Below are 26,607 nucleotides of genomic sequence, written 5' to 3'. Positions count from 1 at the left end.
GCACTGGGCCGAGTCGCTGCGGCAGTTTGCGCTGGCCGCGCTGGCCCGCCCGGCCGGCGTGGGCCGCGCCGCGCGACCCGGGGGCGTCTCGGCGCTGCAAGCGTGGCTCGCGGCGTACAGCCTGCGGCAACTGGCGCTGGGCGAGCGCGCACCGACCGACCAGCGTGGCTGGGAACGGCTGTGGCAGCGCGCGCTGCGGGCATGGCAGCCTGACCATCGCCCGTCGCGCCGCCCGGCGGCTTCAGTGGCTTCAGCGGCTGCAGCGGTTTCATCGGCGCCCATCCAGGCCGTTCCAGGCCCTCAGGCTGTCCAGGCCATGCAGGGATCGACGGCAAGGTCGGCGACGTATGCGCCACAGACGCCTCGTGCGTTGGCCGGCCGGCTCGACTGGGACGCGATTCACCGCATCGCTTCCCGCACACTGCGGATTGCCCATCTGCTCGCCTTGCCGCAGCGTCCCGCCGCGCGGCGGGACTGGATGGTGCGGCGGCAGGCGACGCGCTGGTTGGCCGATCCCGCGCTGTGTGCCGACTGGATTGCGGTGACGCGGCCCACCCAGCGCTGGGCGCTGTTGGGCGTGCTGTTCCCGCGCGAGCTTGGCACGTTGCGCGAGGCCAGCGCCGCGCTGGCGCAGACCGCGGCGCTGCTGGGTCCCGACCTCTCGGCAGCGGCGCGGGCGCGCAGCCACTGGCGCTTTCTCGCACACCATGTGCTGGTGGAGCAGCGGCCGATCACGGCGGCATCGCTCGCGCGGCGCCATGCCTTGTACCTGTATCGCGAGCAGGGCCACGGCGCAGGGGCGCTTGGCCAGTGGCTGCGGCGTGTGGCGCAGGCCAGTGCCCGGCCGGAGGCGCCCGAAGCCACGCCCCCGCTTGCGCCGCCGGTGAAGCTGGCGAAGCTGGGGCAGTGGGGTCGGCAGGGGCGCTGGTGGCGGCGTGGGCATGCAGCCCCGGCGTCCTTGCCGGCGCCAGTCCTGTCTGCAGGCGCCATCCGTGCCTTGCACGCTGCACCCACCGAAACCGAGCAATGGGAAGCCCGCCAGCCACTGGACTGGCCGCTTCCGCCATCGACAAGGAATTCACCCGTGGCCGACCGCCCAACCCCTCCGGCGCCGGCGCGCCCCGAAGCCGCCGTACTGGCCGAACTCGCCGCGCTGGAAGCCGCCATCGCAACGGGCACGCATTACGTGTCCGATGCCGGGCTCGTGTTGCTGGCCAACTATAGCCAGCAACTGTTCCGCATGCTGGACCTGCTCGACGGTCCGCGCCTGCGCGATGCGCGGGCGGCATCGAAGGCGGTGCGCTGTCTGGCGTGGCTGGCGCACGGTCACGACGACGCCAGCGAGCCCGAGTGCATCCTGCCGAAGCTGCTTTGCGGCATGCCGCTCGGCGAGCCGCTGTCCGCGCCTGCGGAAGGCCCGACCTGGCTCGACACGGAGACGCGCGCGGTACTCGACAGCCTGCTGGGCGCGGTGATCGCCCACTGGAAGACGATCGGCCAGACCTCCCCGGATGGCCTGCGCGAGACGTTCCTGCGCCGCGAAGGCCGGTTGGTGCGCGAGGAAGCCGCCGCCGGCACGCACTGGCGCCTGGTGGTACGGCCTGCGCCGTTCGACATGCTGCTGGACCGCCTGCCGTGGTCGTACGCCACCATCAAGCTGCCCTGGATGCAGGAGGCGCTGTATGTCGACTGGCGCTGAGGTGGACATCGCCCTGCACGCCGAGGCGTTGCGGCGCGAACTGGACTGGCTTGTCGCCGCGCTCGATGCCCGCTTCCGGCAGCATTTCGCGCAGCCGGCCGGGGCGTCTCCCGCAGCGCATGGCGACGCAACCGAGGTGGCGCCGGACGTGCCGCCKCCGCCCGCGCTGCCCGCCGGCAGCGCGTTGTCCGTCATCGTGACGCAGCACGGGCTCGCGGCCCACGAGCGGCTGGTGCTGGCGCTGGCGCTGGCACCGCACCTGCGGCCCTCTGCGCTCGACCTGTTTTTCGTCAAGAACCGCGATTTCGACCGGGGCTTCACTGAATTCGGCGGCAGTCGGGCGCAGCACCACGGCGGCTTCCTGCCGAGCGGGGAAACGGCCATCTTCCTGCTGGCTGGCGAGGACCTGGCCGCCCGGATCGCCGCGCTGGCCCTGTTCGACCCCGATCATGTGTTTGCGCAAGCAGGCCTGCTGCAGCTCGATGGGGAGATCGGTGGCGAACCGCAGTTGAGCGGCGCGCTGCGCGTCAGCGCCGAGACGCTCCAGCGCCTGCAGACCGGCGTCTGGCACAAACCCGACTACAACGCGCAGTTTCCGGCGCGGCGCATCGCCACGGCGCTGGCGTGGGACGACCTCGTGCTCGCGCCGGACGTGATGGACGAGATCGAGATCGTGCGCACCTGGCTGCGCGACGGCCCGGCCCTGATGGAGACCTGGGGCCTTGCCAGGACCGTCAAACCCGGCTACCGCTGCCTGTTCTACGGCCCACCCGGCACCGGCAAGACGCTGACCGCCACGCTGCTGGGGCAGGACGCGGGCGTGGACGTGTACCGGATCGACCTGTCGATGGTGGTCTCCAAGTACATCGGCGAAACCGAGAAGAACCTTGCGCGCGTGTTCGACCAGGCGCAGAGCCGGCGCTGGGTGCTGTTCTTCGACGAGGCGGACGCGCTGTTCGGCAAGCGCTCTGCCACGCAGAGCAGCAACGACCGCCACGCGAACCAGGAGGTGGCCTACCTGCTCCAGCGCGTGGAGGACTTCCCGGGCACAGTGATCCTGGCCACCAATTTGCGCGGGAACCTCGACGAGGCCTTCTCGCGCCGCTTTCAGTCGATGATCTATTTCCCGATGCCTGATGCAACCCAGCGGCTGCGGCTGTGGCGCAGCCTGATCCGCGAGCCGGGGCGGCTTGCGGCCGATATCGATTTGCCGGAGCTGGCCGAGCGGCATGAGCTGTCTGGCGGGGCCATGGTCAACGTGCTGCGCTTCGCCGCCTTGCAGGCCCATCGGGAGGGCGCGGTGCAGATTGGGGCCGGGCATCTGTTGCACGGCATCGCGCGCGAGCTGCGCAAGGAAGGGAGGACACCATGAGGCCAGCGCGGCGGGGTCTTGCAGCGGCGCTATTCGCGGCCGGGCTCGGGTTGCTCTGGCCTGCCCCGGCGGCAACGCCGGGGCAGGCATCGGCCGGGGTGGCCCCGCCTGCCCCGGCTTCCGTGCCGGCTTCGGCTGCCGTGGCGGTGCCGGCGTCCGCGCCGGCCGGTGCGCCGCTGGCGGTGGTGACGGTGGTCGCCTCGGCGCCGGCTGCGCTGTCGTGCGCGGTGGCGCCGGGCCAGCCCGTGCCCGATCAGTGCATTGCCGATGCCGACCCGCTGTCGTTCGAAAAGACGGCTGTGACCACGCTGCCGGCGGCGGTAGAGAACCTGCCGTATACGTACCCCTTCCGCGCCACGGGTGGCGAGCCGCCCTACGTGTTCCGCGCGGCTGACAACGGCTTGCCGGAGGGCCTGGCGCTCGATGCGGCCGGTAACGTGCAGGGTGCCACGGCGAGACGCGGCCGGCACACCTTCCTGGTCGAACTGCGCGACCGCTGGGGACAAGGCGTGCGCCAGCGCTTTGCGCTGAACGTGGTCGGGCCGCGCGCGCCGTCGCCGGCACGGCCGGCTTCCACGCCCGCCGCCGATCCGCCGATCCAGACCGTGCCGATCGCGGCCACGCAAACCCCGCTGCGTGGGCGCACGCTGATCGATACGTGGCTGCTGACCGAGGCTGTGCTCGGCAAGATCGCCCCGCCCGCGGCACCGCCGGCGCCGGAGGGCGAGGCCGATGGCGAGGGGGCGGGCGCATCGGAGCCCCCGGCGCCCCCGGCACCACCGGCGCCAGACCCCGATGGCCTCGACGAACTGAGCGAGGCCGGCGCCAGCCAACTGGCCACACTGTTGCAGCCGTTGGTCAATGTGGAATACCCGACGCGCGCGCTGTTCACCGCGGCCCTCGATGCGCGTGTCTGCACCTACGCGGCGGAGCTGACCGCCAAGGTCGCGCTCGATACCGGCAAGGCCGCCCCCGGTGCCGCGCAGTGGCGCGAGCGCTGCCTCACGGCATGGCAGGGCCCGCCGCCGAAGACGCCACCCCAACTGGCCGAGACGCCGGTCAAGTGGCAGGACCTKCCGGCTACGCTGCTGCCGCCGCGCGTACGCGCCTGGCTGGTCGAGCAGGCCATGACCAGCCACGACGCCGCCAAGGCCGTGGCACCGGGCTGGTCAGGCACCGGCTGCAACTGCTTCGTGTCCGAGTCCACCGGCAAGGTCTATGGCATGGTGCCGAACTGGAGCGATCCGAAGACCGGGCCAAAGACCGACTTCGGGCTCTATGACCGGCTGGTCGGCTATGCGCAGCCGTTCGACGAGGACGGGAACGTCACGCCCCTCGCGCCCGATGCGGCGCAGATCGACTTCCTGCGTGCGATCCACCGTTATGGCAGCAAGCTGGACGTGACGCTCTATCGCAAGGACTGGCAGTTTCTGCTGCGCCTGCCCGAGACACAGCGGCGGCGCGTGGCCGAGGAGGCCGCACGGCAGGCGCTGCGGCTGATCGACACGCCGCTCCGGCGGCTGGACACCCGCTGGGAGGACCGCGTTCCCGGGCTGGCTGGCGAGAGCCATGTCGGCGACGGCATCACGCTGTTCCTCGACCAACCGCCGTTGCCCGGCGATGCGCGCTACGCCGCGTTCGACGACTTCCGCAACCGTCTGGTGCACGCGCTGATTGCCGAGATGCGCCAGCGCCACCGCCACTACACGCTGAACCTGATGGTCCAGGCGGCGGACCTCGTGCCTGCGCTGCGCCACGGCGACGAGCCGGCCACTGCTACGGCGCCCAAGCCGTCCAATCCGCCCACGCCCGCCGCACGGGGCAGGGCGCCTCCGCCGCCGGCGCCGCCGGCTGACCCTCCCTCTGCTACCTGGACCTTCGACGGGCTGCTCGACTATCTGGTGCGCGCCGAGGATCCGCCGTTCCAGGATGGTCGCATCGCCGTGGGCGCGGGTGGCTATCGATCCCACACCAATGTCACCGTGCGTTACCTGGTGGCGCTGCCGGAGCCGACCACGCTGAGCAAGAAGACGCTGCGCGAGGCCGTGGAGAGCACGCCGGCGCTGGCCGGCACCAACCGGGCAATCCTGATGCGGCGCATCCTGCCGCTGGTGTCGGTGGGCAGCAGCCAGGCGCTGCAGATGAGCGACGACATGGCTTACTTCAACGACAACTTCGGCGGGGTGGCGCTGTGGCCGCAGCCGGTGGCCGATGCCACGTTCACCCACCTGGTGGAAACCACCTTGCGTGGCACCATCCTGGCGGGCGAGACGCGCGAGGGCGCGCTGTGCAATCTGGTCTGCGACTGGCGCTGGGCGCTGCGCGCGGCGTTCTGGCTGCTGCTCGGCATCGTGGCCGTGTCGTTGGCCGCGTTGCTCCTCTCGTGCCGCGTGCGCGCGCTGGGCCGGCCGTACCAGCTTTATGTCGTGGTGGCGGGCATTGTGCCGCTGGTGATCGGCGGGCTGCTGTTGCGCTGCGATCCCGACCTCGCTTCCGCGAACTTCAGCAACCAGCTGCTTTTCGCGGTACTGGCGGTGGTGATCGTCGCGCTGCTGGTGCCGCTGCTCAAGCCCAAAGTGCAGAGGCCCTGAGCCATGGCGAAGCGCTTGCTACTGGCTCAGGCCCTCGCGCATCGCGTAGCGCGTCAGCTCGGCGATGCTGCGGATGCCGAGCTTGCGGAAGGTGTTCTCGCGATGGCTGGCGATGGTTTTGTCGCTGAGAAACAGCAGGCGGGCGATCGACTTGGTGCTGTGCCCCTCGGCAAACAGCTGCGCGATCTGGCGCTCGCGCGCGGTCAGCTGCGGCAGCCGCAGCGGCACCTCCACGGCGGCGGGGCTGCGCGCGGCGTGGAGCACGCCGCCGATCAGCTCGCCGCTCAGGTAGACCTGGTTAGCCATCACGCGGCGCACGGCGCGGGCCAGTTCGTCGTAGGAGTTTTCCTTCAGCACATAGCCCGATGCGCCGGCGTCGAGCGCCGCGATGACTTCCTGGTGCTGGTTGTTGACGGACAGGCACAGCATCTTGCACGGCATGGACTCGGCGGCCAGCCGGCGGATGGCCTCCATGCCGTTCATGATCGGCATGCCGATGTCGAGGATCGCCACGTCCGGCCGGACCGAGCGCACCAGGTGAAGCAACTCGATGCCGTTGCGGGCCTGGGCCAGCACTTCCATGTCGGCTTCACGCTGCAGCAGTGCGATCAGGCCCTCGCGGATCATCGCGTGGTCGTCGGCGACCACGATGCGGATGGTMATGGCGCGCCCGCGCCCGGCCAGCGGACGCGCGCGCGCACGCCCCGGCCTGGCGCAGTCTCGAGAGCGAGTTCCGCCCCGACCTGGCGCAGCGCGCCCGGCAGCCCGCGCAAGCCGCAGTGGCCGCGCGCGGGCTGGTGGAGCAGGGCGGCGTCGAAGCCGGGGCCGTCATCGGCGATCGTAATGTCGATGGCGCCATCGACCCCGCGCAGGGCCAGCGCCACGCGCGCCCCCGACGCATGCTTGCCGGCGTTGGCGAGCAGCTCGCGTATCGCGCGCAACAGCACACGTGCCACCGCCGCTGGCGGATCGGCGGGCAGCGGCGCCGCATCGACATCGATATGGATGCCCTGCCGGCTCTGCTGCCGCGCGGCCTCTACGATCCGCGCGCATTGCACCGGAAACGCGCATGGGGGCTCCGGGGCTGCCGGCGTGGCCGCATCGAGCAGGCCGGCAATCACGTCGCGCGTGGTGCGCAGTGCGTCCTTGACGAGTTGGCGGCCGTGGCGCAGCGCCGCGTCGCGCGGGTCGCTGCTCGTGCTTGCGGCAGCGGCGGCGGCTCCCTGGGTGGCCGTGTCGATCTGGATCAGCGCGAACGAGAGGCGTTGCGCAAGGTCGTCGTGCAATGTCTGGGCCAGGGCCGCGCGGGCGGCGGGGTCAAGCGCGGTATGGCTGCCCCGATGGTAAGAGACGGCACGCAAATCGTCGAAGTGCGATGCCGGCACAGGCAATGAACCACTCATCATTCGTCCGAATTCCCGAAAAGACTCAACAGCTCTCCGGCAATGCCTTTGCATTGGACGCATGGTTGCGGCGCCGTCAGCCGGGATTTTGGCCGGCCTCGTACAGGATGGAACCTGGGGGCCGACGCGTATCGGACAGTACTATAGATCGCGTACCCGCTGCGCATCCTGCGGAAAAAACGCGTAAAACAACGAGCGATTTCTTCTTGTTTAATCGAGATGTAAGCGGCGTTTAATCCCGTATCGCGCCGCGATAGCGGGGCGCTTAGTCCCTGGCGCCTCCGACCACTTCATGTGACATCGTCGCGTGACATTCGATTGACTAGTATTGGATCCACCCTCAAGTAGACGGAAGAAGACGGACCTGCCATGCGCCTGAAAGTGGAAAAGCCCCATCGCCCCGAAGCCAGCCACGCATCGCCGCGCGCGCGACGGGAGCCTGAGAACGCCCACGACGCCATGCACGACGGGCGCCTGCAGGCGCCCGTCCAGCGGCAGGCCCAGGACCTCGCCAGCCATGGCGAGCGCGCTAACGCGCTGCGGGACCGGCAGGCGATGGCCGATGCGCGGTCCGATGGCCTGCCGGCACACCTGAAGTCGGGGATCGAAGCGCTCTCGGGCATGTCAATGGACCACGTGAAGGTTCATTACAACTCGCCAGCGCCGGCGCGCGCGCAGGCCTTGGCTTATGCCCAGGGCCACGACATTCATCTGGCGGCTGGTCAGGCGCATCACTTGCCCCACGAGGCGTGGCACGTCGTGCAACAGGCGCAAGGCCGCGTGCAGCCCACACGCCAGCTCAAGGCGGGAATTCCCGTCAATGATGACGAAGCTCTCGAGCGGGAGGCTGACCGGATGGGCAGCCTGGCGCTGGCAGGGGGGCAGGGCACGGCAGCGCCCCGGTCTGGCGTGGCGGCCGCGCACGGGGCTATCCAGCGAAAGCCAGACGCGTATGGCGACGTCGAGCATGCGACAAAGAAGGCCGGCAAGCAGGCGGAGGGCCATCCCGAGGCGCCGCTCGATGCCTCGCTCAAGTTCCAGCGTTTCCGCAAGCTGAACCGCCTTGCCGGCGCGCTCTACCAGAACCGGGCGGTGCCCCATATCGACCCGGTGGTGACGGGGCTGAAGACCTTCCTGGTGACCGTCGATACCGATCTCGGCCTCACCGAGGCGACCATGCCGGCCGATGACGGCATTCACCGCGACAGCGTCAGCGCACTCCAGGAGGCCGTGAAGCCGGACACCGCCCTCACGCCGCAGGACTACGAGGCATACAGTTTGCTCGGGCCGCTCGATTTCTGGCTCGAGAACCAGCACAGCTCGGACGATGTCCAGCTTGAACTGCGCAAGCTGCGCCTGAGAATGGCCGAGCGCCCCGGCGTCAGCATCGTCGCGCATCGCGGCCATGGTCCCACCAACCGCACGCGCGGCGGGCTGATCCGCCAGACCGATCTGCGCCGCACCGGCAACCCCGCGGAAAACTMGAAGTCGGCGTTCGACGCGGCCTATGCCCAGACCACGCGCACCCCCACGGCACCGTCGCTGGACGGTATCGAGTGCGATGTCTTCCTGTCGCAGGACGATGTGCCGATCCTCAGCCACGAAGGCAACATCAAGGAACAGCTCTCTGACGCGCAAAAATTGGTGCACCACGCACTGGTAGGCGACAACACGCATATCGAGGACCTGACCGCTGCCCAGCTGACCGGCATCCAGCGCACCGCCAGTGCCGACAGCGCATTCCTGACATTGAGGGGCTTCCTCGACGGCACGCTTGGCGTCGCGCAGTCTTACTTCACGGCCAGTGGCAAGCCGCTGCGGGTGGAAATCGAAATGAAGGGGCACCAGGCCGACGAGAAGATCACGGCGGCAACCAACCTGATCACGGGGCCGAATGCGAAGCAGCGCAAAAAGGATGAGAAGACGCGGCTGGAGGCCGAATACAGCGGCAAGCTGGAGGGTGCGGTCGCCAAGGCCATCAGCCAGTTCAAGAAGGCGCATCCCGAGCCCTGGTGGGAAATTATCCTGTTCAACAATTCGCCCGATGCGGCGAAACGCTTCGACGACCTTCGCAAGAAAAAGCCGCACCTGGGCCAGATCTACACCGGACTCGGCTCGAACAACACCGTCCATGGTGCCGACGCCCGGGTGGACGAACTGCGCATGGCGGCATCGGGCGAAAACCTGGCGCTCATGAAGGGCAACAAGAACTTCATCGTGACCTATGTGCCCGGGGCGGAACGCGCGGCGGAAACCCCCGACGCGCCTCTGGGCGACCTTGATTTCGCGCCCACCCAGAAGCCCGAGTATGTGGACCGGGTCAACAACGAGATGCGAGACACCACGGGGGCCCAGTCGACCATCATCTATCGGATTCTGGCCGAGACGGCCGGCGCGAAGAACGTGCACCTGCTCACGGACATGCCCCGCAACGCCGGATACTACAAGGGCATGCAGGCGCTGGCGGCGGACCTGAACGGCAAGGCGCCGAATGCGATGCATATCGCCTGGAACGGGCTGCGGGAGGACCAGAAAACGGCCGTGCGKACGCTGGTGCTGGTCTCCCCGGAGACCTATCCGGAGGCCTACCGGCGGATCTTCCACCACCAGCGGCGACGCGGAAAGCGGGGCTGTGACAGGGCGCCACCGCTGGCGCCCGGCGTCTGGTTCTAGTCGTCCAGGTAGGCCGTGAGCGATTTCTCGCTGCCCACGGGCCCGAAGATCGGCTTGTGGGCCTTCGTGGCCTTCCAGCGCTTGCTTGCCGTGCGCTTCTCGCGCAGCGACTTGACGGAGGTGTCGGTGTAGAACTGGTCGAGATTCACCTGCAGGTCGGACAGCATCGTGAGCTTGTCCTCCAGCGCCTGGCGCTCGTCTGTGTCCACGGTCTTGTCGAGTTCCATCTCCAGACCAGTCTCCATCTTGTCGATCAGGGCTTTCTTGCGCTTCAGGTAGTCGGACTCCAGCCGCGTGACGTGGAAGTCCGTACCGTGCTGCTGGTTCGCCCATTCGACGCGCCGCTTCAGCAGCTTGCGGCGCTTCGTATGCTTGCGGTCGCGCTCCTCGGCGGTTTTGCGGCCGGGGSGCGCCGGGCGCGCCGAGTCCATTTCGTCGATCAGCTGCTTCTGCGAAGCCACCTTGGAAAGCGTGGCCAGACTGACCGTGAACAAGTCCATCCTCGGCTTGTTGTGGAAGATGTTCTCATCGACGTCCATGACGCTGGCGTCGCTGTGCGTCCCATAGTCTTCTGCATCGGACTGGTCATCGTCCGACTCCTCGCCGCGKGTGCTGAACTTCGGGAAGCCGAGCGTGTTCTGCACGTAGGTGGTTGCCTCGTCCGGCGTCGTCAGATGCGTGCCGTCCATCTGGGTCATCTGCTGGGCGAAGGCGTTGTTCAGGTGCAGCCGCTGGGTGAAGAAATTCTCCGGGGAGGGCGCCTTGTTTTCCGGCAGGGCCCGATAGGCGAGTTCGAGGATCTGCTTGGTGCAGAGGAAAACGGCCTTGTAGGTGGCACCGTCGAGGGTGCTCTGGGGCAGCGGCCGGTTGACATCCATCAGTGCGGAGAACGCCAGCTCGGGCTGGTCCGGTTCGGTGGGCTTGGGGGGCAGGGTCCTGCCGAAGCCGTGGCTGGCGTCGTGCACCAGCATGGCCTTGGACTTTTCCAGCTCGAACTGGCGGAACCGGTTTTGCCCGGCCTCCTCGTCGGTCGGGCCCTGCTTCCGGCGCCCCTTCAGTTGCGGATGATTGAACGCCTGATATTGCAGGGCATGCTGCACCATCAATTGGATGTCGGCGTCCATCCGGACATCGACATGGAGCTTCATGCGCTCGAAATTGTCCACCGCGGCCTGGGCGGCCTGCTTGGCCTGTTCGGGATCCATGCCCTGGGTGGCCGCTGCAAGGATCGAATGGAGGTCGACGTACGAGAAATCGCCCACCGGATCGGCCTCCACGGCCTCTGTATCCGAGTCGTCGTCGCTACGCTTGCGCTTCTTCTTGTTTTCCGCTTTGGTCTTCGCCTCCTGCTCTTCTTGCGCCACATGCCGATGGGTCCGCGAGCGCGCTTCCGGATAAGACGCGTCCACGTTCCGGGTGGTATGCAGGCGGCGGCCAATCTGTTTCAGCGCGAACCGTTCCAGGCGGGGGTCGTCGAGCTTGTCGAGGAGTTCATGCGTGTTCAGCGTACCATGGTCGCCCTTGGTGGCGAGCGCAACCAAGGCGGCGATCTGACTGGGCGTGGCCTCGTCGCCATAGAGTTCCCTGGCGAGCTTCCCTGCGGCGGCCCGGCTGCTGATGTCGCGCAATTCGTCATCCTTCTTGTAGACGAACTTGCCTTGCAGGACCGGAGACGTGCCGGCGGCAGTCAGCGACGCGAGCGCCTGGCGCTGATGCAACTGCCGGGGCGAGCGGTCGACCAGCGCCTGCCGGCCGCCCGCCGCCACCGGCGTCGCCGATCGCTCGGCGGAGCCGGGTTCCGTGGCATGAGGATCAGGGGCCTTTTTCTGCCTCGTCAGGGATTCACGCATTGGGATCGCTGGAAGGTTGGGATTGCCGAGGACACTAGCAGGCCGCTCGCGTGTTGTCCACGAGGGCCGTGGTGGGTATTCGATGCGCTCGCACCAGCCACCCCCCGATTGGGGGATGTGGCATATCGCCGGCGCTGATAGAGTCGCGCGCAAGCTGCCCCGTTGAGGGCGCAAGTGGCCGCCGGCTCAAGGCTTGGGCGGCCTGCATCACCCATCTGGTGGTGCAGGCCGCGCCCGCCAAGTCGTACGCCCTTGTGCTKACCCCGGCGAGTCTGGTCGTGACGGCCGGCGGCGCCGCGCAGACCGTGACCGTCGCCGTGCGCCGCTCGGACGGCGTGGACGGGGCAGGGGATCTCACCAACTGGGCGTGGACAACGGACGATCCAGACCCTGGCCGCCGGCGCGGCCGACATCACGGCCACGGCGACGCTGGCCGATGGCAGCCGCATCAGCAGCCGACCCGATCAGCGGCGCGCTCGCCGCGGTGCAAGGTAGTCCGTTTGCGGCCACGGGGCAGATCGCCGATCTCGCCTTTTTGCCGTCGGGACGGGTAGCGTACGCGCTGATGCGAGACACAGACAGATTGATGCCATTTGCGCTGGACCCGGCATCCGGCGTTTTGGAAGCCGTGCCAGCTGCCGCGATACCGAGTCCAATCGCGGGAGTTAGAACCATCGCCGTGTCGCCCTCTGGGCAGTCGTTCTACGTAGGCTTGGATTCTGGCTGGACATTTCGGTACGACGTGGATGCCGCCAGTGGTATGCCGCGTGCCTGGACTAGCAACATCAAGGTGGGATCCGCAACGCAGGCGGGGACGGCTATCGCGATTTCACCCGACGAACAGTGGATCTACGTGGCCGGCACGAGTGCGGATGCGGTCACGACGTTGCGGGGCGATCTTTATATCGGATTTTTTGCTGACACGCCTTCCGGAGGCATCGGACCGAATGCGGCTGTGCTTTCGCCGAACGGGGCGTTTCTCTATACCCCTAACATGGGCAGCGGCACCGTCGGCGTTCATGCACTGGCTGCCGGTTCTGGCCTCATTGTCGGTACCAACGCGTTTGCAGTGGGTTCGGCGCCGACCGATATCGCGATGGCACCTTCCGGCCAGTTTGCCTACGTGGCCAACAGCGGCAGCAACAATATTTCGTCTCTTCAGATCGATGCCACAACAGGCATGCCKACAACGGCTCCGGTGAATGTTGCTGCCGGGATAGGCACCCAAAGGCTGCGCGTGACGCCGAACGGGAAGTTTCTGTACGCGCCGGCGCTCAATGGATCGGTCTACGGCTACGCGATTAACGGGACGAGCGGTGCCTTGACCGCGGTGCCGGGCAGCCCATTCCCCACCGGCAACGGCAACGTGGCGATCGCCATTGTCGAGCCGAGGCCCTGAGGAGAGGCGGGCCGGTTGSGGTTCCAGCAGGACCGMAACCGGCCGACGGACGACTCGACCAGCGGCGATGGCATAAGCCTCGCCTCGCCGCTCCGCCTCACGTCTCCTATGCTGTTCAAGCGCCTACGCCGCTTGACCTGCCCCCAAGGAGATCCCCCATGCTCACCCAAAAAACCAAAGACATCGTCAAGGCCACCGCTCCCGTCCTGGCTGAGCACGGCTACGACATTATCAAGTGCTTTTACACGCGCATGTTCCAGGCCCATCCTGAGTTGAAGAACATCTTCAACATGGCTCACCAGGAGCGGGGGCAGCAGCAGCAGGCGTTGGCGCGGGCGGTTTATGCCTATGCGGAAAATATCGAGGATCCGAGCAGTCTGATGGCGGTATTAACCAATATCGCCAACAAGCACGCGAGTCTGGGTGTTCGTCCCGAGCAATATCCTATCGTCGGGGAGCATCTGCTTGCGGCGATCAAGGAAGTCTTGGGCAGTGCAGCGACGGACGACATTATCTCGGCATGGGCGCAGGCGTATGGGAATCTTGCCGATGTGCTGATGGGGATGGAAAGCGATCTGTATGAGCGGTCGGGGGCACAGGACGGGGGCTGGACGGGCTGGCGGCATTTTGTCGTGCGGTCAAAGGACGCGGAAAGCAGCGTTATCACCTCATTCGTTCTGGAACCCGTCGATGGCGGGCCGGTGGTCAACTTTGAGCCCGGCCAGTACACCAGCGTTGCCATCAACGTGCCTGCACTGGGTATGCAGCAGATTCGTCAGTACAGCCTGTCCGATATGCCGAATGGCCGCAGCTACCGGATCTCGGTCAAGCGTGAAGGGGGCGGGCCGCAGCCGGCGGGCTATGTATCGAACCTGCTGCATGACCACGTGAATGTCGGCGATGAAGTCAGGTTGGCAGCGCCTTATGGCAGTTTCCATATCGACGTCAATGCGCGCACGCCCATCGTGCTGATTAGCGGCGGCGTAGGGCTGACGCCGATGGTCAGCATGCTGACGCAGGCGATCCAGGACCCGCAGCGGCATGTAGTTTTCGTGCATGGTGCCCGTAATGGGAGCGTTCACGCCATGCGCGACCGGCTGCGCGAGACGGCTCGGACATTTCCAAATTTCGATTTGATCGTGTTCTACGATGCGCCACTGCCGGAGGATATCGCCAATCACGACTACGATTTTGCCGGGCTAATCGACGTGGCGGCGATCAAGGATTCGATATTGCTGACCGATGCCGATTACTACATTTGTGGCCCGATTCCATTCATGCGGCTCCAGCATGACGCGCTGAAGGGATTGGGCATTCGTGAGTCGCATATTCATTACGAGGTTTTCGGCCCCGACCTGTTCGCCGAATAACCCAAGAAGGCCAGCGAGCAGTGGATCTCGTCATGATTGCTGACTTGAGACTTACGCGCGACAATGCGTGCCATATTGCCAACCGCTGAATCACTGCATGCAACATGGGACACTCGAAGGAGACGAAGGCCTCTACGCGTCAACGCATACTTGCCGTCGCCGCACAGCGCTTCCGCGAGCATGGTTTTTCAGGGATCGGGCTGGCTGAGATCACCCGCGAGGCAGGTATTACGCCGGGGGCGTTCTACCGGCATTTCTCGTCGCGCGAGTCAATGCTGGCCGAAGTCGTCCATATCGCCGCGCGCAGTCTCGATGAGTGGGCTGCAGGATCGCCTGATGCGCCCAGTGCGGTGCGCAATTACCTCAATGCCGCGCACCGGGACGCCCCCGGTGTTGGCTGCCCCTTGGTGGCGCTGGTGCACGACATCGCGCACGCAGACCCGACCACACGCGATGCCTATACGCTCGAGGTGAACCGCGTGCTGGACTTCCTGGAAGGACTCAACAAGGCGGAAGGGCACGCCGATTCACGGGCGATGGCGCTGCTTCAACTCTCCGCCTTCGTCGGTGCGATGGGGTTGTCCCGTGCCGTCAGCGATCCCGCGTACTCGCAAGACCTCCTCGACAACGTGGCGGACGGTCTGGTCCAACTCGCCACGCCGCTGCGCTAGGGACGCTGGCGCCCTACAGCACGGCTTCGTGCTCGTGTGCTATCGCGGGGGCCGCGGCCGGCACGCGAGCGGATGCGCCTGCCAGCGGCATCGCATCGGGACACTTGCCTTCATCCGCCGCCAGCAGCGGGCAGCATTCGAACATCTGCGCCACCCAGTCGACGAACACCCGCACCTTTGGCGCGAGATGCCGGTTCTGCGGATAGATCGCCGCAATCGGAATCGGCCGTGGCCGCCATTGCGGCAATAGCTCCACCAGCGCGCCACTGCGCAGGTGCTCCTTCACCATGAAGCGGGGCGCCTGCAGCATGCCGGCGCCGCTCAGGCCATACGCCACGTAGGCATCGGCGTCATTGAAGCTGACGCGGCCGCGCATCGCCACCTCCACCGGATTGCCGTMCACGATGAAGTTCATGTCCAGCGTGCGCCCGGTGCGGTTGGAGAAGTAATGGATGGCGGTGTGGTGTGCCAGGTCGGCCAGCGTACGCGGGATGCCATGGCGGGCGATATAAGCCGGGCTGGCCACGGTGGCCAGGTGCATGTCGCCCAGGCCGCGCGCTACCAGGCTCGAGTCCTGTAGCGGTCCGACGCGGATCGCGCAATCCACGCCGTCCTGGATCAGGTCCACGAGCTTGTCGCCATAGCCCACCACCAGTTCGATGTCGGGAAAACGCGCGTGGAACGTATGCAGCCGCGGCACGACGATGGCGCGGCCGATGGCCGCCGGCATCTCCACGCGCAGCCTGCCCATCGGCCCCTGACCAGAGCGCGTCATGGCCACCTCGGTCTCGGCAATCTCCGCGAGGATGCGCATGCAGCGCTCGTAATAGTCGGCGCCCTCGGGCGTCAGCCTGAGCTGCCGCGTGGTGCGGTTGATGAGCCGCACGCGCAAGTGCGCTTCCAGTCCCTGGATGATCGTGGTGGCCGACGTGCGCGACAACCCCAGCGCCTCCGCCGCACGCGAGAAGCTGTTCATCTCCACCACGCGCGTGAAGACTTCCATTGCCTGGACCTTATCCATCGTCTTGCCCTTCATTGGTGCGCCGGACCGGAACGCCTGGTGCGTTACGGGCCGGATTGTTCGGTCACGCCAAATTGTGTTCTGGATTATGAACGTTTACCAGAAGTTCGCAATGTACCAGACTTCGTGCATCGCAGCATTTGCAATTCCAGGCAGCCCCTCATGGTCCCGAATGGCCAATCCCCTCCTGTAACGACCCGCGTGGAAAGCGTGCGGATTGCGGGTCACGTGCAGCCGATTCCMTTGCGCATCTACGTGCCGGTCGGACTGGACGTCCGGCCTCCCGTGGTGCTCTACCTGCACGGCGGCGGTTTCGTGCAGGGCAGTGTGGCGTGCGCCGACGCGGCAGCGCGGGCCATTGCCGCCGCCACCCCAGCCGTGGTGATTGCGGTGGGCTATTCGCTGTCGCCCCGGTTTCCGTTTCCTGTACCGCTTGAGGACGGGTATCTGGCAGGGCTTTGGGCCTTGGCCAATGCGGGCACCTACGGCGGTGACGCGCGCCGCATGGGTATCGCAGGTCACGATGCCGGCGGCAACCTCGCGGCTGGCATCGCGGCCATGGCGCGTGACCGCAAGGACCTGACGCTGCTCGCGCAAGCGCTGATTGCCCCGCTACTCGACCCCAGCATGACCCGGCTGGCCGATGGCGGGAGGCTGGTTGGGGCCGATCTCTCGGCGAGCGACTGCGCCATGGCCTATCGCGCCTACTTGCCTGACGTCCTCCAGCACTTGCACCCCTACGTGGCGCCGCTGGAGTCGCGCCGCCTGCAACGGTTGCCGCCCACGCTGATCGTGAGCGCCGCGCGCGACCTCTGCCACATCGAAGGCGAGACCTACGCCAGCGAACTGATTGCGGCGGGCGTGCCGACCGAGACTACCCGCTACKCCGAGGCGTCACACCAGTCGATCGTGACCCATGCCGGCGCGCTGGCCGACGTGGCAGCGTTCTTCGCTCGCCGTCTCCACGCTGCCGAAGCCGGCCCGCGCCGCGCGCAACGAACATCCCATCCACAAAGACACGCTTCGCAGGAGTGAAGTCATGGAACAACGTAGATCCATTTTCCGCCGTCCACCGGTGCTGGCGGGCGTCGGTKCCGTCATGGTGGCAGCCGGGTTGGCAGCCAGTGTGGCGCTGACCGAAACAAGCGCCGCCGCACCGCCGGCCGCCGCTGCGCCCACGGAGGTGACCGTGAAGTCGCTGCAGCCGGAGGACGTGCGCGTCTGGACCAGCTTCTCCGGGCGACTCAAGGCGGTGGACGAGGCGCTCGTGCGGCCCGAGGTGAGCGGGCGCATCGTGGAAGTGAAGGTCCGCGACGGTCAGTCCGTACGCGCCGGCGAGGTCATGTTCGTGATCGATCCGCGGCCGTACGAAGCCGCCGTGGCGCGCGCGAGTGCCGACCTCGCCTCGGCGCGTGCGCGGGCGGAGTTTGCCACCACCGAGTACGACCGCGCCAAGGGCCTGATCGCCGCCGAGGCGATTCCCAAGAGCGTGCACGACCAGCGCGGCAACGAGTACCGCATGGCGCAGGCGGCGGTTCTGGCCGCCAATGCCGCGTTGCGGCAGGCCAGCATCAATCTCGACTATGCCTACGTCAAGGCACCCATCGCGGGCCGTATCAGTCGTGCCGAATTGACGGTGGGGAACCTCGTGCAACCGGGCCCCAACGCGCCGGTGCTCACGCGTATCGTGTCCAACGATGGGATCTATGCGGACTTCGAGGTGGACGAGCAGAGCTATGTCCGCTCCATCCGCAATCACGCGGACACGCAAAGCAAGGAACAGCAGATCCCTGTGGACATGCGGCTCCAGGGCGATGCCGAACACGTCTATCAGGGAAAGATCTACACGTTCGATAACAGCATCGATGTGAACACCGGCACCATCCGCGCGCGAGCGCGCTTTGCCAACAAGGACGGCGCATTAGTGCCCGGCATGTTCGTCTCCATCAGCCTGGCCGGTAGCGGAGACACTCGTGCGCTACTGGTGCCGGACGTGGCGGTGGGGTCCGACCAGAGCAAGAAGTTCGTCTTCGTGGTGGGGCCGGAGAACAAGATCGTCTATCGCGAAGTGACGCTCGGCGCGGGCGTCGATGGCCGGCATATCGTGCTGAGCGGGCTCAACGCGGGCGACCGCGTGGTGACCAAGGGCTTGCAGTTCGTCCGCCCCGATGTCGTGGTCGCCCCGAGGGAGGCCGCTCCCGAGGCGGTGAAGACGGCATCGGCGGGCCCGGCGCGGGGMACGCCGCCCTTGGCGGAGTGACAGCATGAATCTCTCGAAATTCTTCGTCGATCGGCCCAACTTCGCGGCGGTCATTTCCATCATCATCTTCCTGGCTGGGCTGATCGCCATCCCCAAGCTGCCGATCTCCGAGTATCCGGAAGTGGTACCGCCGTCGGTGGTGGTGCGCGCGCAGTTTCCGGGCGCCAATCCGAAGGTKATTGCCGAAACCGTCGCCACGCCGCTCGAGGAGCAGATCAACGGCGTGGAGAACATGCTCTACATGTCGTCGCAGGCCGCCAGCGATGGCCAGATGACGCTCACCGTGACGTTCAAGCTCGGCACCGATCCGGACCTCGCCACGCAACTGGTGCAGAACCGCGTCAATGAGGCGCTGCCGCGCCTGCCGGACGTGACGCGCCAGCTTGGCGTCAGCACCGTCAAGAGTTCGCCCGACCTGACCATGGTGGTGCACCTGGTCTCGCCCAATGACCAGTACGACATGCTGTACCTGCGCAACTACGCACGGCTCAACGTGAAGGACGAACTGGCCAAGATCAGCGGCATCGGCCAGATCAACATGTTCGGCTCGGGCAATTACGCCATGCGCATCTGGCTCAACCCGCAAAAAGTGGCCGAGCGCAACATGAATCCCGACGAGGTGGTGGCCGCCATCCGCAAGCAGAATATCCAGGTGGCGGCAGGGGTGATTGGTGCCGCGCCATACGCKAACAACGTCGAGATCCAGTTGCCGGTTAACGTGCAGGGGCGTTTGTCCGATGTCGACCAGTTCGAGAACATCATTGTCAAGCGCGACGGCGGGGTGGTTACCTACCTCAAGGATGTGGCGCGCATCGAGATTGGCGCCAGCGACTACGCGCTGCGCGCACTGCTGGACAACAAGCAGGCGCTGGCACTGGTGATCTTCCAGTCGCCGGGCGCTAACGCCATCGAAATATCGAACAATGTGCGGGCACGGATGGAGGAACTGAGCAAGCGGTTTCCCAAGGGGCTCGAGTACCGCATCGCCTATGACCCCACGACCTTCGTGCGCGACTCGATCACCGCCGTCACGCATACGCTGATCGAAGCCATCGTGCTGGTGGTACTGGTGGTCATCCTGTTCCTGCAGACCTGGCGTGCAGCGATCATCCCGCTGCTGGCGGTGCCCGTGTCCGTGGTGGGCACCTTTGCAGCGATGCATGCGTTCGGGTTCTCAATCAACGCGCTGTCGCTGTTCGGGCTGGTGCTCGCCATCGGCATCGTGGTCGACGATGCCATCGTGGTGGTGGAGAACGTGGAGCGCAATATCGCCACCGGGCTCTCGCCACGCGATGCGACCATCAAGGCCATGAAGGAGGTGACTGGTCCGATTATCGCCATCGCCCTGGTGCTGTGCGCCGTCTTCGTGCCGATTGCCTTCATCAGCGGCCTGACCGGGCAGTTCTATCGCCAGTTTGCGCTGACCATTGCGTTCTCCACGGTGATCTCGGCCTTCAACTCCCTGACACTGTCGCCGGCACTGGCGGCGCTGCTGCTGCGCGGGCACGATGCGCCCAAGGACCGGCTGACGCGCTTCATGGACCGGCTGCTTGGTGGCTTCTTCACCAGATTCAACCGATTCTTCCACCGCAGTTCCGAGGCGTACAGCGGGGGCGTGACGCGCGCGCTGCATCGCAAGCGCGGTTCGATCGCCATCTACCTCGTGCTGCTGGGGGCCACGGTGCTGGGCTTCAGCAAGGTGCCGTCGGGCTTCGTGCCGATCCAGGACAAGGGATATCTGGTCAACCTGATCCAGCTGCCGAATGGTGCCACGCTGGAGCGAACCGAATCGGTTGTGCGGCAGATGACCGACATCGCCGCCAAGGAGCCGGGCTTCCGCAATGCGGTGCAGTTCCCGGGGCTGTCGCTGAATGGCTTCATCAACAGTTCTTCGTCGGCAACCGTGTTCTTCGGCGAGAAGACGTTCGAGGAGATGCGCGAGATCGGCTCGTCCGGTCCGGCCCTGGCCGGCGCGCTGCAGCAGAAGTACAGCGCCATCAAGGATGCGTTCATCGCTGTGTTTCCGCCGCCGCCCGTGCAAGGGCTGGGCAATACGGGCGGCTTCAAGCTGCAGATCGAGGATCGGGGCGATGTGGGTTACCTGGCGCTGAGCAAGACCGTCAACACGGTGCTGGAGAAAGCGCGCAAGGCGCCCGAGCTGGCCGGGGTGTACTCCACGTACAGCGTCACCACGCCGCAGCTATTTGCCGATGTGGATCGCACCAAGGCGTCGCAGCTGGGCATCGACGTGGATGACATCTTCAAGACCATGCAGATCTACCTGGGCTCGCTGTACGTGAACGACTTCAACAAGTTCGGCCGCACGTATCAGGTGATTGCACAGGGCGATGCGGACTTCCGCTCGTCGCGTGATGACATTCTTCGACTGAAGGTGCGCAATGGCGAGGGCAAGATGGTGCCGCTGGGCGCGGTGGTTACGCTGAGCGACACCAGCGGGCCGGAGAGCGCCGCACGCTACAACGGCTATCGCTCGGCCGATATCAACGGCGGCCCGGCGCCCGGTTACTCCACGGGGCAGGCACAAGCCGCGATCAGCAAGATCCTGGACGACACGCTGACCGGCGAGATGACGTTCGAATGGACCGAGCTGGCCTACCAGCAGATCCTGGCCGGCAACACGGCGCTGATCGTGTTCCCGATCTGCATCTTGCTGGTGTTCCTGGTGCTGACCGCGCAGTACGAAAGCGTGTTCCTGCCGCTGGCCATCATCATGATCGTGCCCATGTGCCTGTTCTCGGCCATCATGGGCGTGTGGCTGACCAAGGGCGACAACAACCTGTTCACGCAGATCGGCTTCTTCGTACTGATAGGGCTGGCGTGCAAGAACGCCATCCTGATCGGCGAGTTCGCGCGCGAGTTGGAGATCGAGGGAAAGTCCACGTTTGCGGCGGCGGTGGAGGCGGCTCACCTGCGGCTGCGGCCTATCCTGATGACATCCATCGCGTTTATCGCAGGCGTGCTGCCGCTGGTGCTGTCGCACGGTGCCGGTGCCGAGATGCGCCATGCCATGGGGGTGGCGGTGTTCTTCGGCATGATCGGCGTAACGTTCTTCGGCCTGTTCCTGACCCCGATTTTCTATGTGATGGCGCGCGCATTGGAGAAGCGCATCACCAAGACCGAAAAGGTGCATCACCATGTTGAAGCTTAAGCTGATGACGGCGCTGGCGGCTGCGGCGCTGGCGGCCTGCACGGCACCCGTGGGGCCGCAGTCGTCGGGCATCGATCCTGCGCCGCAGTGGACGAAGCTGGAGGACGGAAATGGGGCGGCAAACGCCTATCTGGTGGCCGACGCCGGTGCCGGCGTAGACCAGACGTGGTGGTCGCGCTTCCGCGACCCGACACTCGATACCCTGGTGAGCGAGGCATTGGCCAGCAACAAGGCACTGGCGATTGCCAAAGCCAGGGTGGAGGAGGCCCGCGCGGGCCGCCTGTTGGCGCAATCGGCGCTGGCGCCGCAGGTCAATGCGACGGCCAGCTCCGAGCGCGGCAACCGGGGGTTCGTGACCAATGACCAGGCCGTGACGATCAATCAAGTGGCGATCTCGGCCGCGTGGGAGGTGGACCTGTTTGGCCGCAACCAGGCACGCACGGCACAGGCGGCTGCGGTGCTGCAGTCCGCTGAAGCGAGCCAGCGGGCGGTGCGCGTGGCGCTGCTGGCCGAGGTGGCACGCAGCTATTTCGAACTGCGCAACTTMGCGCAGCAGATTGGCATCACGGAACGCAACCTGGACAGCCAGCGCCGCACACTGCAGTTGATCGAGGCGCAGAAGCAGGGCGCGCTGGCGAGCAACTTCGACGTACAACGTGCCGCCGCACAGGTATCCGCAACGGAGTCGCTGCTGCCTACGCTGCGTACCGGATACGACGGCGCGATGAACAGGTTGTCGAGCCTGCTGGGCCGCACGCCGGGCTCGTTGTCGGCGATGCTTGCCGGAGAGCCGGCCTGGCAACCGCTCGATCCAGGCATCGTTGTCTCGGCCCCGGCAACGGTGCTGGCCACGCGGCCCGACGTGCGTGTGGCGGAGCGTCAGTTCGCGGCGAGCATCTCGGCACGCAAGGCAGCGGTGGCGGAACTGTTTCCCAACATCTCGCTGACGGCCTTCTTCGGGGCGCAGAGCGCATCGCCGTTCTCATCAACACCGTGGGGGATTGGCGCCGGGCTGATCCAGCCGGTGCTGAACTTCGGTCGCATCCGCTCGCAGATCAACGCGGCMGATGCACGGCAGACGCAGGCCTATCTCGGCTATCAGCAGACTGTGCTCGATGCGCTGGAGGACATGGAGAACGCGCTGTCCGGGTATCTGAACGAGAACGTCAAGAATGCATCGTTGACGGCAGGGGTGGCGCAGAACCGCAAGGCGGCAGAACTGGCGCGCCTGCAATATCGATATGGGTATGTGGGACTGCTCGATGTACTGGTAGCGGAACGGGATCAGCTAGAGGCGGAGTCACGCCAGGCGGCCTCGGATGCGAACTTGCGCAAGGCACTGGTGCGGATCTTTGCGGCGGCTGGAGGTGGCTGGGAAGTGCAGTAGGTAGCTTAGCGCTCCTCTCCCTCAGGGAGAGGAGCAGGGGAGCGGTCGGGCATTTCAATCACCGCCATCAGCTGATCCGCCACGGCATTCAGCAATTCCCTCGATAACTTTGCATCGGACACCGCGCGTGACAGGGTCAGCGCCCCTACGCACGCGCTATACACCAGCATCGCCTTGGCCCGCCTGTCGCCTCCGTCCTCCGGCAGCAGCGACGCAATCAGTTCCACCAACCGCCGCAGCCGATTCGTATACAACGCGCGCGATTCCACACCGCTGACACCCGTGTCGTTMAGGAAGGCCGCAATGCCGCAGCTGTTTTCGCGCCGGTCCCGATGCGATTCCCCAAGGTATTCCCGCAACGATCGCCGAAGATTTGCACGCAGGCGCAGGCTCCACTGGTCGGTATCGAGGAACGCCTCGGCCATCGCCTCGCAGACCAGCGCCTCACGTGTGGGAAAGTGCTTGTAGAAGCCGCCCACCGTCAGCCCGGCTTCCTGCATGATGTCCGCTACGCCGATGCCGCGAAGTCCGTGCACGCGGAAACGCTGCGCCGCAATGGTGACAATGCGTGCGTGAGTGGCTTGCCTGGAGGCTTGCGAATGGCCCATGGGAGGAACGACTGGATGAAGGCGGATGCTGCGGAGCATAGCCGATATCGCCACACACTGAACGGCCTCTCACGGTCTCAAGCGGCGACTGCTGGCCGATCGCGCCTTCATGTCCTTCCCGCTCTGCGTTGCCCACAGAGCAACGATCTTGTGTAAGGATTGCTGTATCTCGAACAAAATTTCCGGCCAACAATCCCCTCACAACCGGTTCTCGTATCGATGCGAGAAGGTCTAATAAAGTGGAGGACGAGATGCAAKACCGAGGACACCCCCCCGCCAACCGCTGGATGGCGCTTAGTGCCGTCATCMTGGGGATGACGCTGACCGGCGCACCGGCATCCGCTGCCGACGCGTTTCCCACCAAGCCAATATCGATGCTGGTCGCATTTCCTCCGGGAGGGCCCGCCGATGTGCTGGCGCGGGCCATGCAGCCGGCAATGGCCAAGGCGCTCGGCCAGCCCGTGATCATCGAGAATCTGCCCGGCGCCGGCGGCGCGCTGGCAGTGCAGCGGCTGCTGAGCCGTCCGGCAGACGGCTACACGCTCATCATGGGCTCGCCCAACGAGGCCATCCTGACGCCGCTGGCGCTTGCCAGCGCCAAGTACAAGTCAGAGGAACTAACTCTGCTGGCGCCGGTCTCGAACCACCCACTCGTCGTGATGACGCGCAGCGACCTGCCGTACAAGTCGCTGGAACAGATCATCGCGGCCGGCAAGTCGGCAGGTAGCAATAGCCTGACCTTCGGCAATCCGGGCTACGGGACCATGTACCACATCGTCGCCGAATACATGGCTCAGCTGACCGGCGCCAAGATGCTGCAGGTGCCGTACAAGGGCGCCACGCCAATGCTGGCAGACCTGACCGGTCGCCAGATTGACATGACGATTCTGCCAAACCTCGGTGCCTCCACGCAGTTGCTGGAAACGCACAAGATCAAGGCGGTGGCGGTGCTGGACACGCAGCGCATGCGAACTCTGCCCGACGTGCCTGCCATCTCCGAAACCAGCGTCGCGCGCAAGTCCGAGTTCGTGTATTCGATCTGGCTGGGCGTCATGAGCAAGGCCGGTGTCCCAGCGGAGCGTGCCCGCGTATTGACGGACGCCTCGCAGCAAGCGCTGCGGTCGCCCGAACTGATCAAGGCGCTTGAGCTCTCCGGCGTGCAGCCGATGAAGCCACAGACCCTTGCGGCGTCCGCGAAGTTCTACGTCGACGAGACCGAGAGGCTTAGGAAGATGGCCGCCTCGATCAAGCTGACGCCCCAGTAGTTCCAACCCAAAGCGGGCATCCAGGATGGGCAGAGACTGATATCCACTAGACGCCAGGCATGACCGGAGAATGCCCTCAGCGCGTTTTCTCCAGCGCCTCATGTATCTGCTGGACAACGTGCGCCTCGATGTCCCCCTCATTTGCACCCGGCGAGAAAACTGCGCAGCACGCCGTGGCTTCACCAACGGCGCCACGATAGACTGCCACGACACTTCCGGGCCCACATCCGGTATGTCCAGCCACGATCAAGCCGCCTCCGATAGCGCCTCGCATAAGACCCAGCGCGTATCCTGGCGAAATCCAGGGACGCCCGGCGATCGGGCCACCCAGTACCCGTGTCGACTGCATATCCTGAAGCAAGTTGGCGGGAAGAAGCTCTCCGGCGAGCAGACGATCCAGAAGAAGAGCAGCCTGTGAAACGGGGCCGATCAGCAATCCGTGATAGACCCAGGCCGGATCGTAGTTCAACGAACTGTCGAGGTAATCCCGGTGTATATCTGTGCGCTCCGTTGCGAAACGAGCCGTCGAAATATCGAGAGGCACCAACACCTGCCGCCTGACGGCTTCTTCAAGCGGCTGGTCTGTCGCACGTTCGATAAGCCTTGCTACGAGCATGTAGCCAACATTCGAGTAGCGCCAGGCAGCTCCGGGGGTGTATCGAAGCCGGCGACCATCGAGACGGCGCATCATCTCGTCTGGCGACCATGCCGCTTCATGGTTTGCAATGGCAGCGTGGTACTCGGGAAGCTCGCCATAGTCTGCGAGTCCAGCCTCGTGCCGCAGGAGTTGGCGCAAGGTGAATGCGCTTTCAGGAAGTGAAGTATCCAGGTCGAGCAGTCTGTCTCGCACCAGTGTCAGAGCTGTCGCGGCCAATACTGTCTTAGTAAAACTCCACCATGGTACGGCGGGTTCAAATTGCCCGGGAGGTCTTGGTGATTGGCCGTTGGAGATGACGGAGATCAGCATTGAGCACTCAAGCGGTAGTGGCTGGATGGTGGTAAAGCGTGGAGCAGGCAAGATACACCATCAACCGGTAGCGCCGTTCGCAATGACTGCTCAAACTACGACCTTGACGAAGGAATAGAGGTGATGGAGACGAATGGCAGAGTTCTATTCGCAGAGAGCCCTCTCCATGTCGAGCTGCGCCAACGGTCCGACCGCTATCGCGATTTTTCCCTGTAGGCCGTTGCCGGAACTTTCGAGTCGGGCGTGGGCGAGGGGGATGTCGGCGAGGGAATAGACTGCGCCTAATCGGCGTCGATCATGATCCGACGGACCGTCTGCGTCGCCAATTCGGGTGCCGTTGCGCTCGCGTAGCTTCTCGGCCGCCAAAGTCGGCCCGAAGTCCGCGTAGCTGTCGCGGATCAGGCCGCGCACGCGGGATTCCAGACCAGGAGGAAGCTGCCGATTGCTGCTGCATCCACGCTTGCGAGAACCCAACCCACAGGGCCCGTCCTTGCGATATCGGAGCGCCAGCCGTTCGATCTGTCGCCGCGACAGGCCAAGCTTCTCGGCCGCGCGCCATATCGGCAGGCCTTGTTCGACCACGGCCTGAATCACCTTGAATCGGTCGAGTTCGCGCATCGTCATCGTGATGGACTCGGGCATCGGCATGGCGGCCTCCGGTCTTGCGCAGACGGGAAACCGCCAGAATGCCAGCCTTGGCTAAGGGGGCGACATTTCTATCTAGCTGCAGTCCGACATTAGCATGTAGCCGCTACATCCCTTGTCTAGGCGGTTCTGAAAGGTCGGGTCTTCCGCTAAATAGAAATGTCAGTCCGGGCGTGCTTTTTGTGCGGGGTGGGATGTTTTTTGTGGGGTGCCCGTAAGGCGGTGGCGCTGGCCGATGGCGCCTGAGCCGGGAGCAG

At 65.7% G+C, this 26,607-nt stretch carries 18 protein-coding genes and 1 pseudogene; 12 read left to right on the top strand and 7 right to left on the bottom strand.

Translation table 11 applies throughout. The features are described 5' to 3' along the window. The 3 genes from AC1EJR_RS26715 to AC1EJR_RS26705 all read left to right on the top strand — a co-directional run. A partial coding sequence (locus AC1EJR_RS26715) for a contractile injection system tape measure protein (RefSeq protein WP_477147827.1) occupies positions 1 to 1,699 on the top strand: 1,699 nt, incomplete at its 5' end. Then, positions 1,683 to 3,071: an ATP-binding protein gene (locus tag AC1EJR_RS26710; protein ID WP_477113773.1), complete on the top strand. Its 1,389-nt coding sequence runs from the start codon at positions 1,683 to 1,685 to the stop codon at positions 3,069 to 3,071. The genes AC1EJR_RS26715 and AC1EJR_RS26710, both read left to right, overlap by 17 nt. After that, entirely contained in the window at positions 3,068 to 5,662 is a 2,595-nt protein-coding gene (locus AC1EJR_RS26705) for a putative Ig domain-containing protein (RefSeq protein ID WP_477113772.1), read from the top strand. Before AC1EJR_RS26710 ends, AC1EJR_RS26705 begins: the two co-directional genes overlap by 4 nt. A gap of 18 nt (positions 5,663 to 5,680) precedes the next feature. On the opposite strand, the gene AC1EJR_RS26700 is transcribed toward AC1EJR_RS26705, so the two are convergent. After that, positions 5,681 to 6,310: a response regulator gene (locus AC1EJR_RS26700; RefSeq protein ID WP_477147826.1), complete on the bottom strand. Its 630-nt coding sequence runs from the start codon at positions 6,308 to 6,310 to the stop codon at positions 5,681 to 5,683. Then, positions 6,286 to 7,047, bottom strand: a complete 762-nt coding sequence (locus AC1EJR_RS26695) for a sensor histidine kinase (RefSeq protein WP_477147828.1) — start codon at positions 7,045 to 7,047, stop codon at positions 6,286 to 6,288. Before AC1EJR_RS26695 ends, AC1EJR_RS26700 begins: the two co-directional genes overlap by 25 nt. A 387-nt stretch (positions 7,048 to 7,434) precedes the next feature. Here AC1EJR_RS26695 and AC1EJR_RS26690 point away from each other — a divergent pair, with 387 nt between their 5' ends. Further along, positions 7,435 to 9,738, top strand: coding sequence for an eCIS core domain-containing protein (locus tag AC1EJR_RS26690; RefSeq protein WP_477147825.1), 2,304 nt, complete (start codon positions 7,435 to 7,437; stop codon positions 9,736 to 9,738). On the opposite strand, the gene AC1EJR_RS26685 is transcribed toward AC1EJR_RS26690, so the two are convergent. Further along, positions 9,735 to 11,588, bottom strand: a complete 1,854-nt coding sequence (locus tag AC1EJR_RS26685; RefSeq protein WP_477147824.1) for a hypothetical protein — start codon at positions 11,586 to 11,588, stop codon at positions 9,735 to 9,737. The genes AC1EJR_RS26690 and AC1EJR_RS26685 overlap by 4 nt on opposite strands. Positions 11,589 to 12,024: 436 nt before the next feature. Here AC1EJR_RS26685 and AC1EJR_RS26680 point away from each other — a divergent pair, with 436 nt between their 5' ends. The 3 genes from AC1EJR_RS26680 to AC1EJR_RS26670 all read left to right on the top strand — a co-directional run bounded on the left by AC1EJR_RS26680 (position 12,025) and on the right by AC1EJR_RS26670 (position 15,028). After that, positions 12,025 to 12,987 carry a lactonase family protein gene (locus AC1EJR_RS26680; RefSeq protein WP_477110734.1) on the top strand — a complete coding sequence of 321 codons (963 nt, stop codon included), beginning with the start codon at positions 12,025 to 12,027 and terminating at the stop codon, positions 12,985 to 12,987. Positions 12,988 to 13,145: 158 nt separating this feature from the next. Beyond that, positions 13,146 to 14,357, top strand: a complete 1,212-nt coding sequence (hmpA, locus tag AC1EJR_RS26675; RefSeq protein ID WP_092296285.1) for an NO-inducible flavohemoprotein — start codon at positions 13,146 to 13,148, stop codon at positions 14,355 to 14,357. A 104-nt stretch (positions 14,358 to 14,461) separates the two neighbouring features. Further along, complete coding sequence (locus tag AC1EJR_RS26670; protein ID WP_477105431.1) at positions 14,462 to 15,028, top strand: TetR family transcriptional regulator; 567 nt, start codon at positions 14,462 to 14,464, stop codon at positions 15,026 to 15,028. Between the two features lie 13 nt (positions 15,029 to 15,041). Here the strand turns inward: AC1EJR_RS26670 and AC1EJR_RS26665 are convergent, their stop codons facing one another. Next, on the bottom strand, positions 15,042 to 16,049 hold the full coding sequence (locus AC1EJR_RS26665) for a LysR family transcriptional regulator (RefSeq protein WP_477147823.1): 1,008 nt from the start codon (positions 16,047 to 16,049) through the stop codon (positions 15,042 to 15,044). A 228-nt stretch (positions 16,050 to 16,277) separates the two neighbouring features. Here AC1EJR_RS26665 and AC1EJR_RS26660 point away from each other — a divergent pair, with 228 nt between their 5' ends. From AC1EJR_RS26660 to AC1EJR_RS26645, 4 genes are read left to right on the top strand one after another with little or no spacing between them, the layout of a single operon-like run. After that, positions 16,278 to 17,084, top strand: coding sequence for an alpha/beta hydrolase (locus tag AC1EJR_RS26660; protein ID WP_477147822.1), 807 nt, complete (start codon positions 16,278 to 16,280; stop codon positions 17,082 to 17,084). A 4-nt stretch (positions 17,085 to 17,088) separates the two neighbouring features. Beyond that, on the top strand, positions 17,089 to 18,309 hold the full coding sequence (locus AC1EJR_RS26655) for an efflux RND transporter periplasmic adaptor subunit (protein WP_477147821.1): 1,221 nt from the start codon (positions 17,089 to 17,091) through the stop codon (positions 18,307 to 18,309). Between the two features lie 4 nt (positions 18,310 to 18,313). Further along, the gene (locus tag AC1EJR_RS26650; protein WP_477147820.1) at positions 18,314 to 21,478 is read left to right on the top strand and encodes an efflux RND transporter permease subunit; all 3,165 of its coding nucleotides are present in this window, start codon (positions 18,314 to 18,316) and stop codon (positions 21,476 to 21,478) included. Beyond that, entirely contained in the window at positions 21,465 to 22,865 is a 1,401-nt protein-coding gene (locus AC1EJR_RS26645) for an efflux transporter outer membrane subunit (RefSeq protein WP_477147819.1), read from the top strand. Before AC1EJR_RS26650 ends, AC1EJR_RS26645 begins: the two co-directional genes overlap by 14 nt. A 5-nt stretch (positions 22,866 to 22,870) precedes the next feature. On the opposite strand, the gene AC1EJR_RS26640 is transcribed toward AC1EJR_RS26645, so the two are convergent. Further along, complete coding sequence (locus tag AC1EJR_RS26640; protein ID WP_477147818.1) at positions 22,871 to 23,473, bottom strand: TetR/AcrR family transcriptional regulator; 603 nt, start codon at positions 23,471 to 23,473, stop codon at positions 22,871 to 22,873. 314 nt (positions 23,474 to 23,787) lie between these two features. On the opposite strand from AC1EJR_RS26640, the gene AC1EJR_RS26635 reads away from it, so the two are divergent. Beyond that, positions 23,788 to 24,738: a tripartite tricarboxylate transporter substrate binding protein gene (locus AC1EJR_RS26635; protein ID WP_477113766.1), complete on the top strand. Its 951-nt coding sequence runs from the start codon at positions 23,788 to 23,790 to the stop codon at positions 24,736 to 24,738. 76 nt (positions 24,739 to 24,814) lie between these two features. Here AC1EJR_RS26635 and AC1EJR_RS26630 read toward each other — a convergent pair whose 3' ends face one another. Together AC1EJR_RS26630 and AC1EJR_RS26625 are read right to left on the bottom strand one after the other, a co-directional pair. Further along, positions 24,815 to 25,705: a serine hydrolase domain-containing protein gene (locus AC1EJR_RS26630; RefSeq protein WP_092296264.1), complete on the bottom strand. Its 891-nt coding sequence runs from the start codon at positions 25,703 to 25,705 to the stop codon at positions 24,815 to 24,817. Positions 25,706 to 26,236: 531 nt separating this feature from the next. Next, positions 26,237 to 26,323, bottom strand: a pseudogene (locus tag AC1EJR_RS26625) (hypothetical protein); the annotation flags it as partial. Positions 26,324 to 26,607 lie beyond the last annotated feature (284 nt).

Source organism: Cupriavidus sp. 05T42 (genome assembly GCF_056396345.1).
Note: the sequence above shows the minus strand (reverse complement) of the source record. Positions and strands in the feature narration are given on the sequence as shown.

Bases quoted from the DNA above. Each gene is read 5' to 3' on its own strand.
- AC1EJR_RS26670 (WP_477105431.1), top strand. From the start codon at position 14,462: ATGGGACACTCGAAGGAGACGAAGGCCTCTACGCGTCAACGCATACTT.
- hmpA (WP_092296285.1), top strand. From the start codon at position 13,146: ATGCTCACCCAAAAAACCAAAGACATCGTCAAGGCCACCGCTCCCGTC.
- AC1EJR_RS26630 (WP_092296264.1), bottom strand. From the start codon at position 25,705: ATGCTGATCTCCGTCATCTCCAACGGCCAATCACCAAGACCTCCCGGG.
- AC1EJR_RS26635 (WP_477113766.1), top strand. From the start codon at position 23,788: ATGACGCTGACCGGCGCACCGGCATCCGCTGCCGACGCGTTTCCCACC.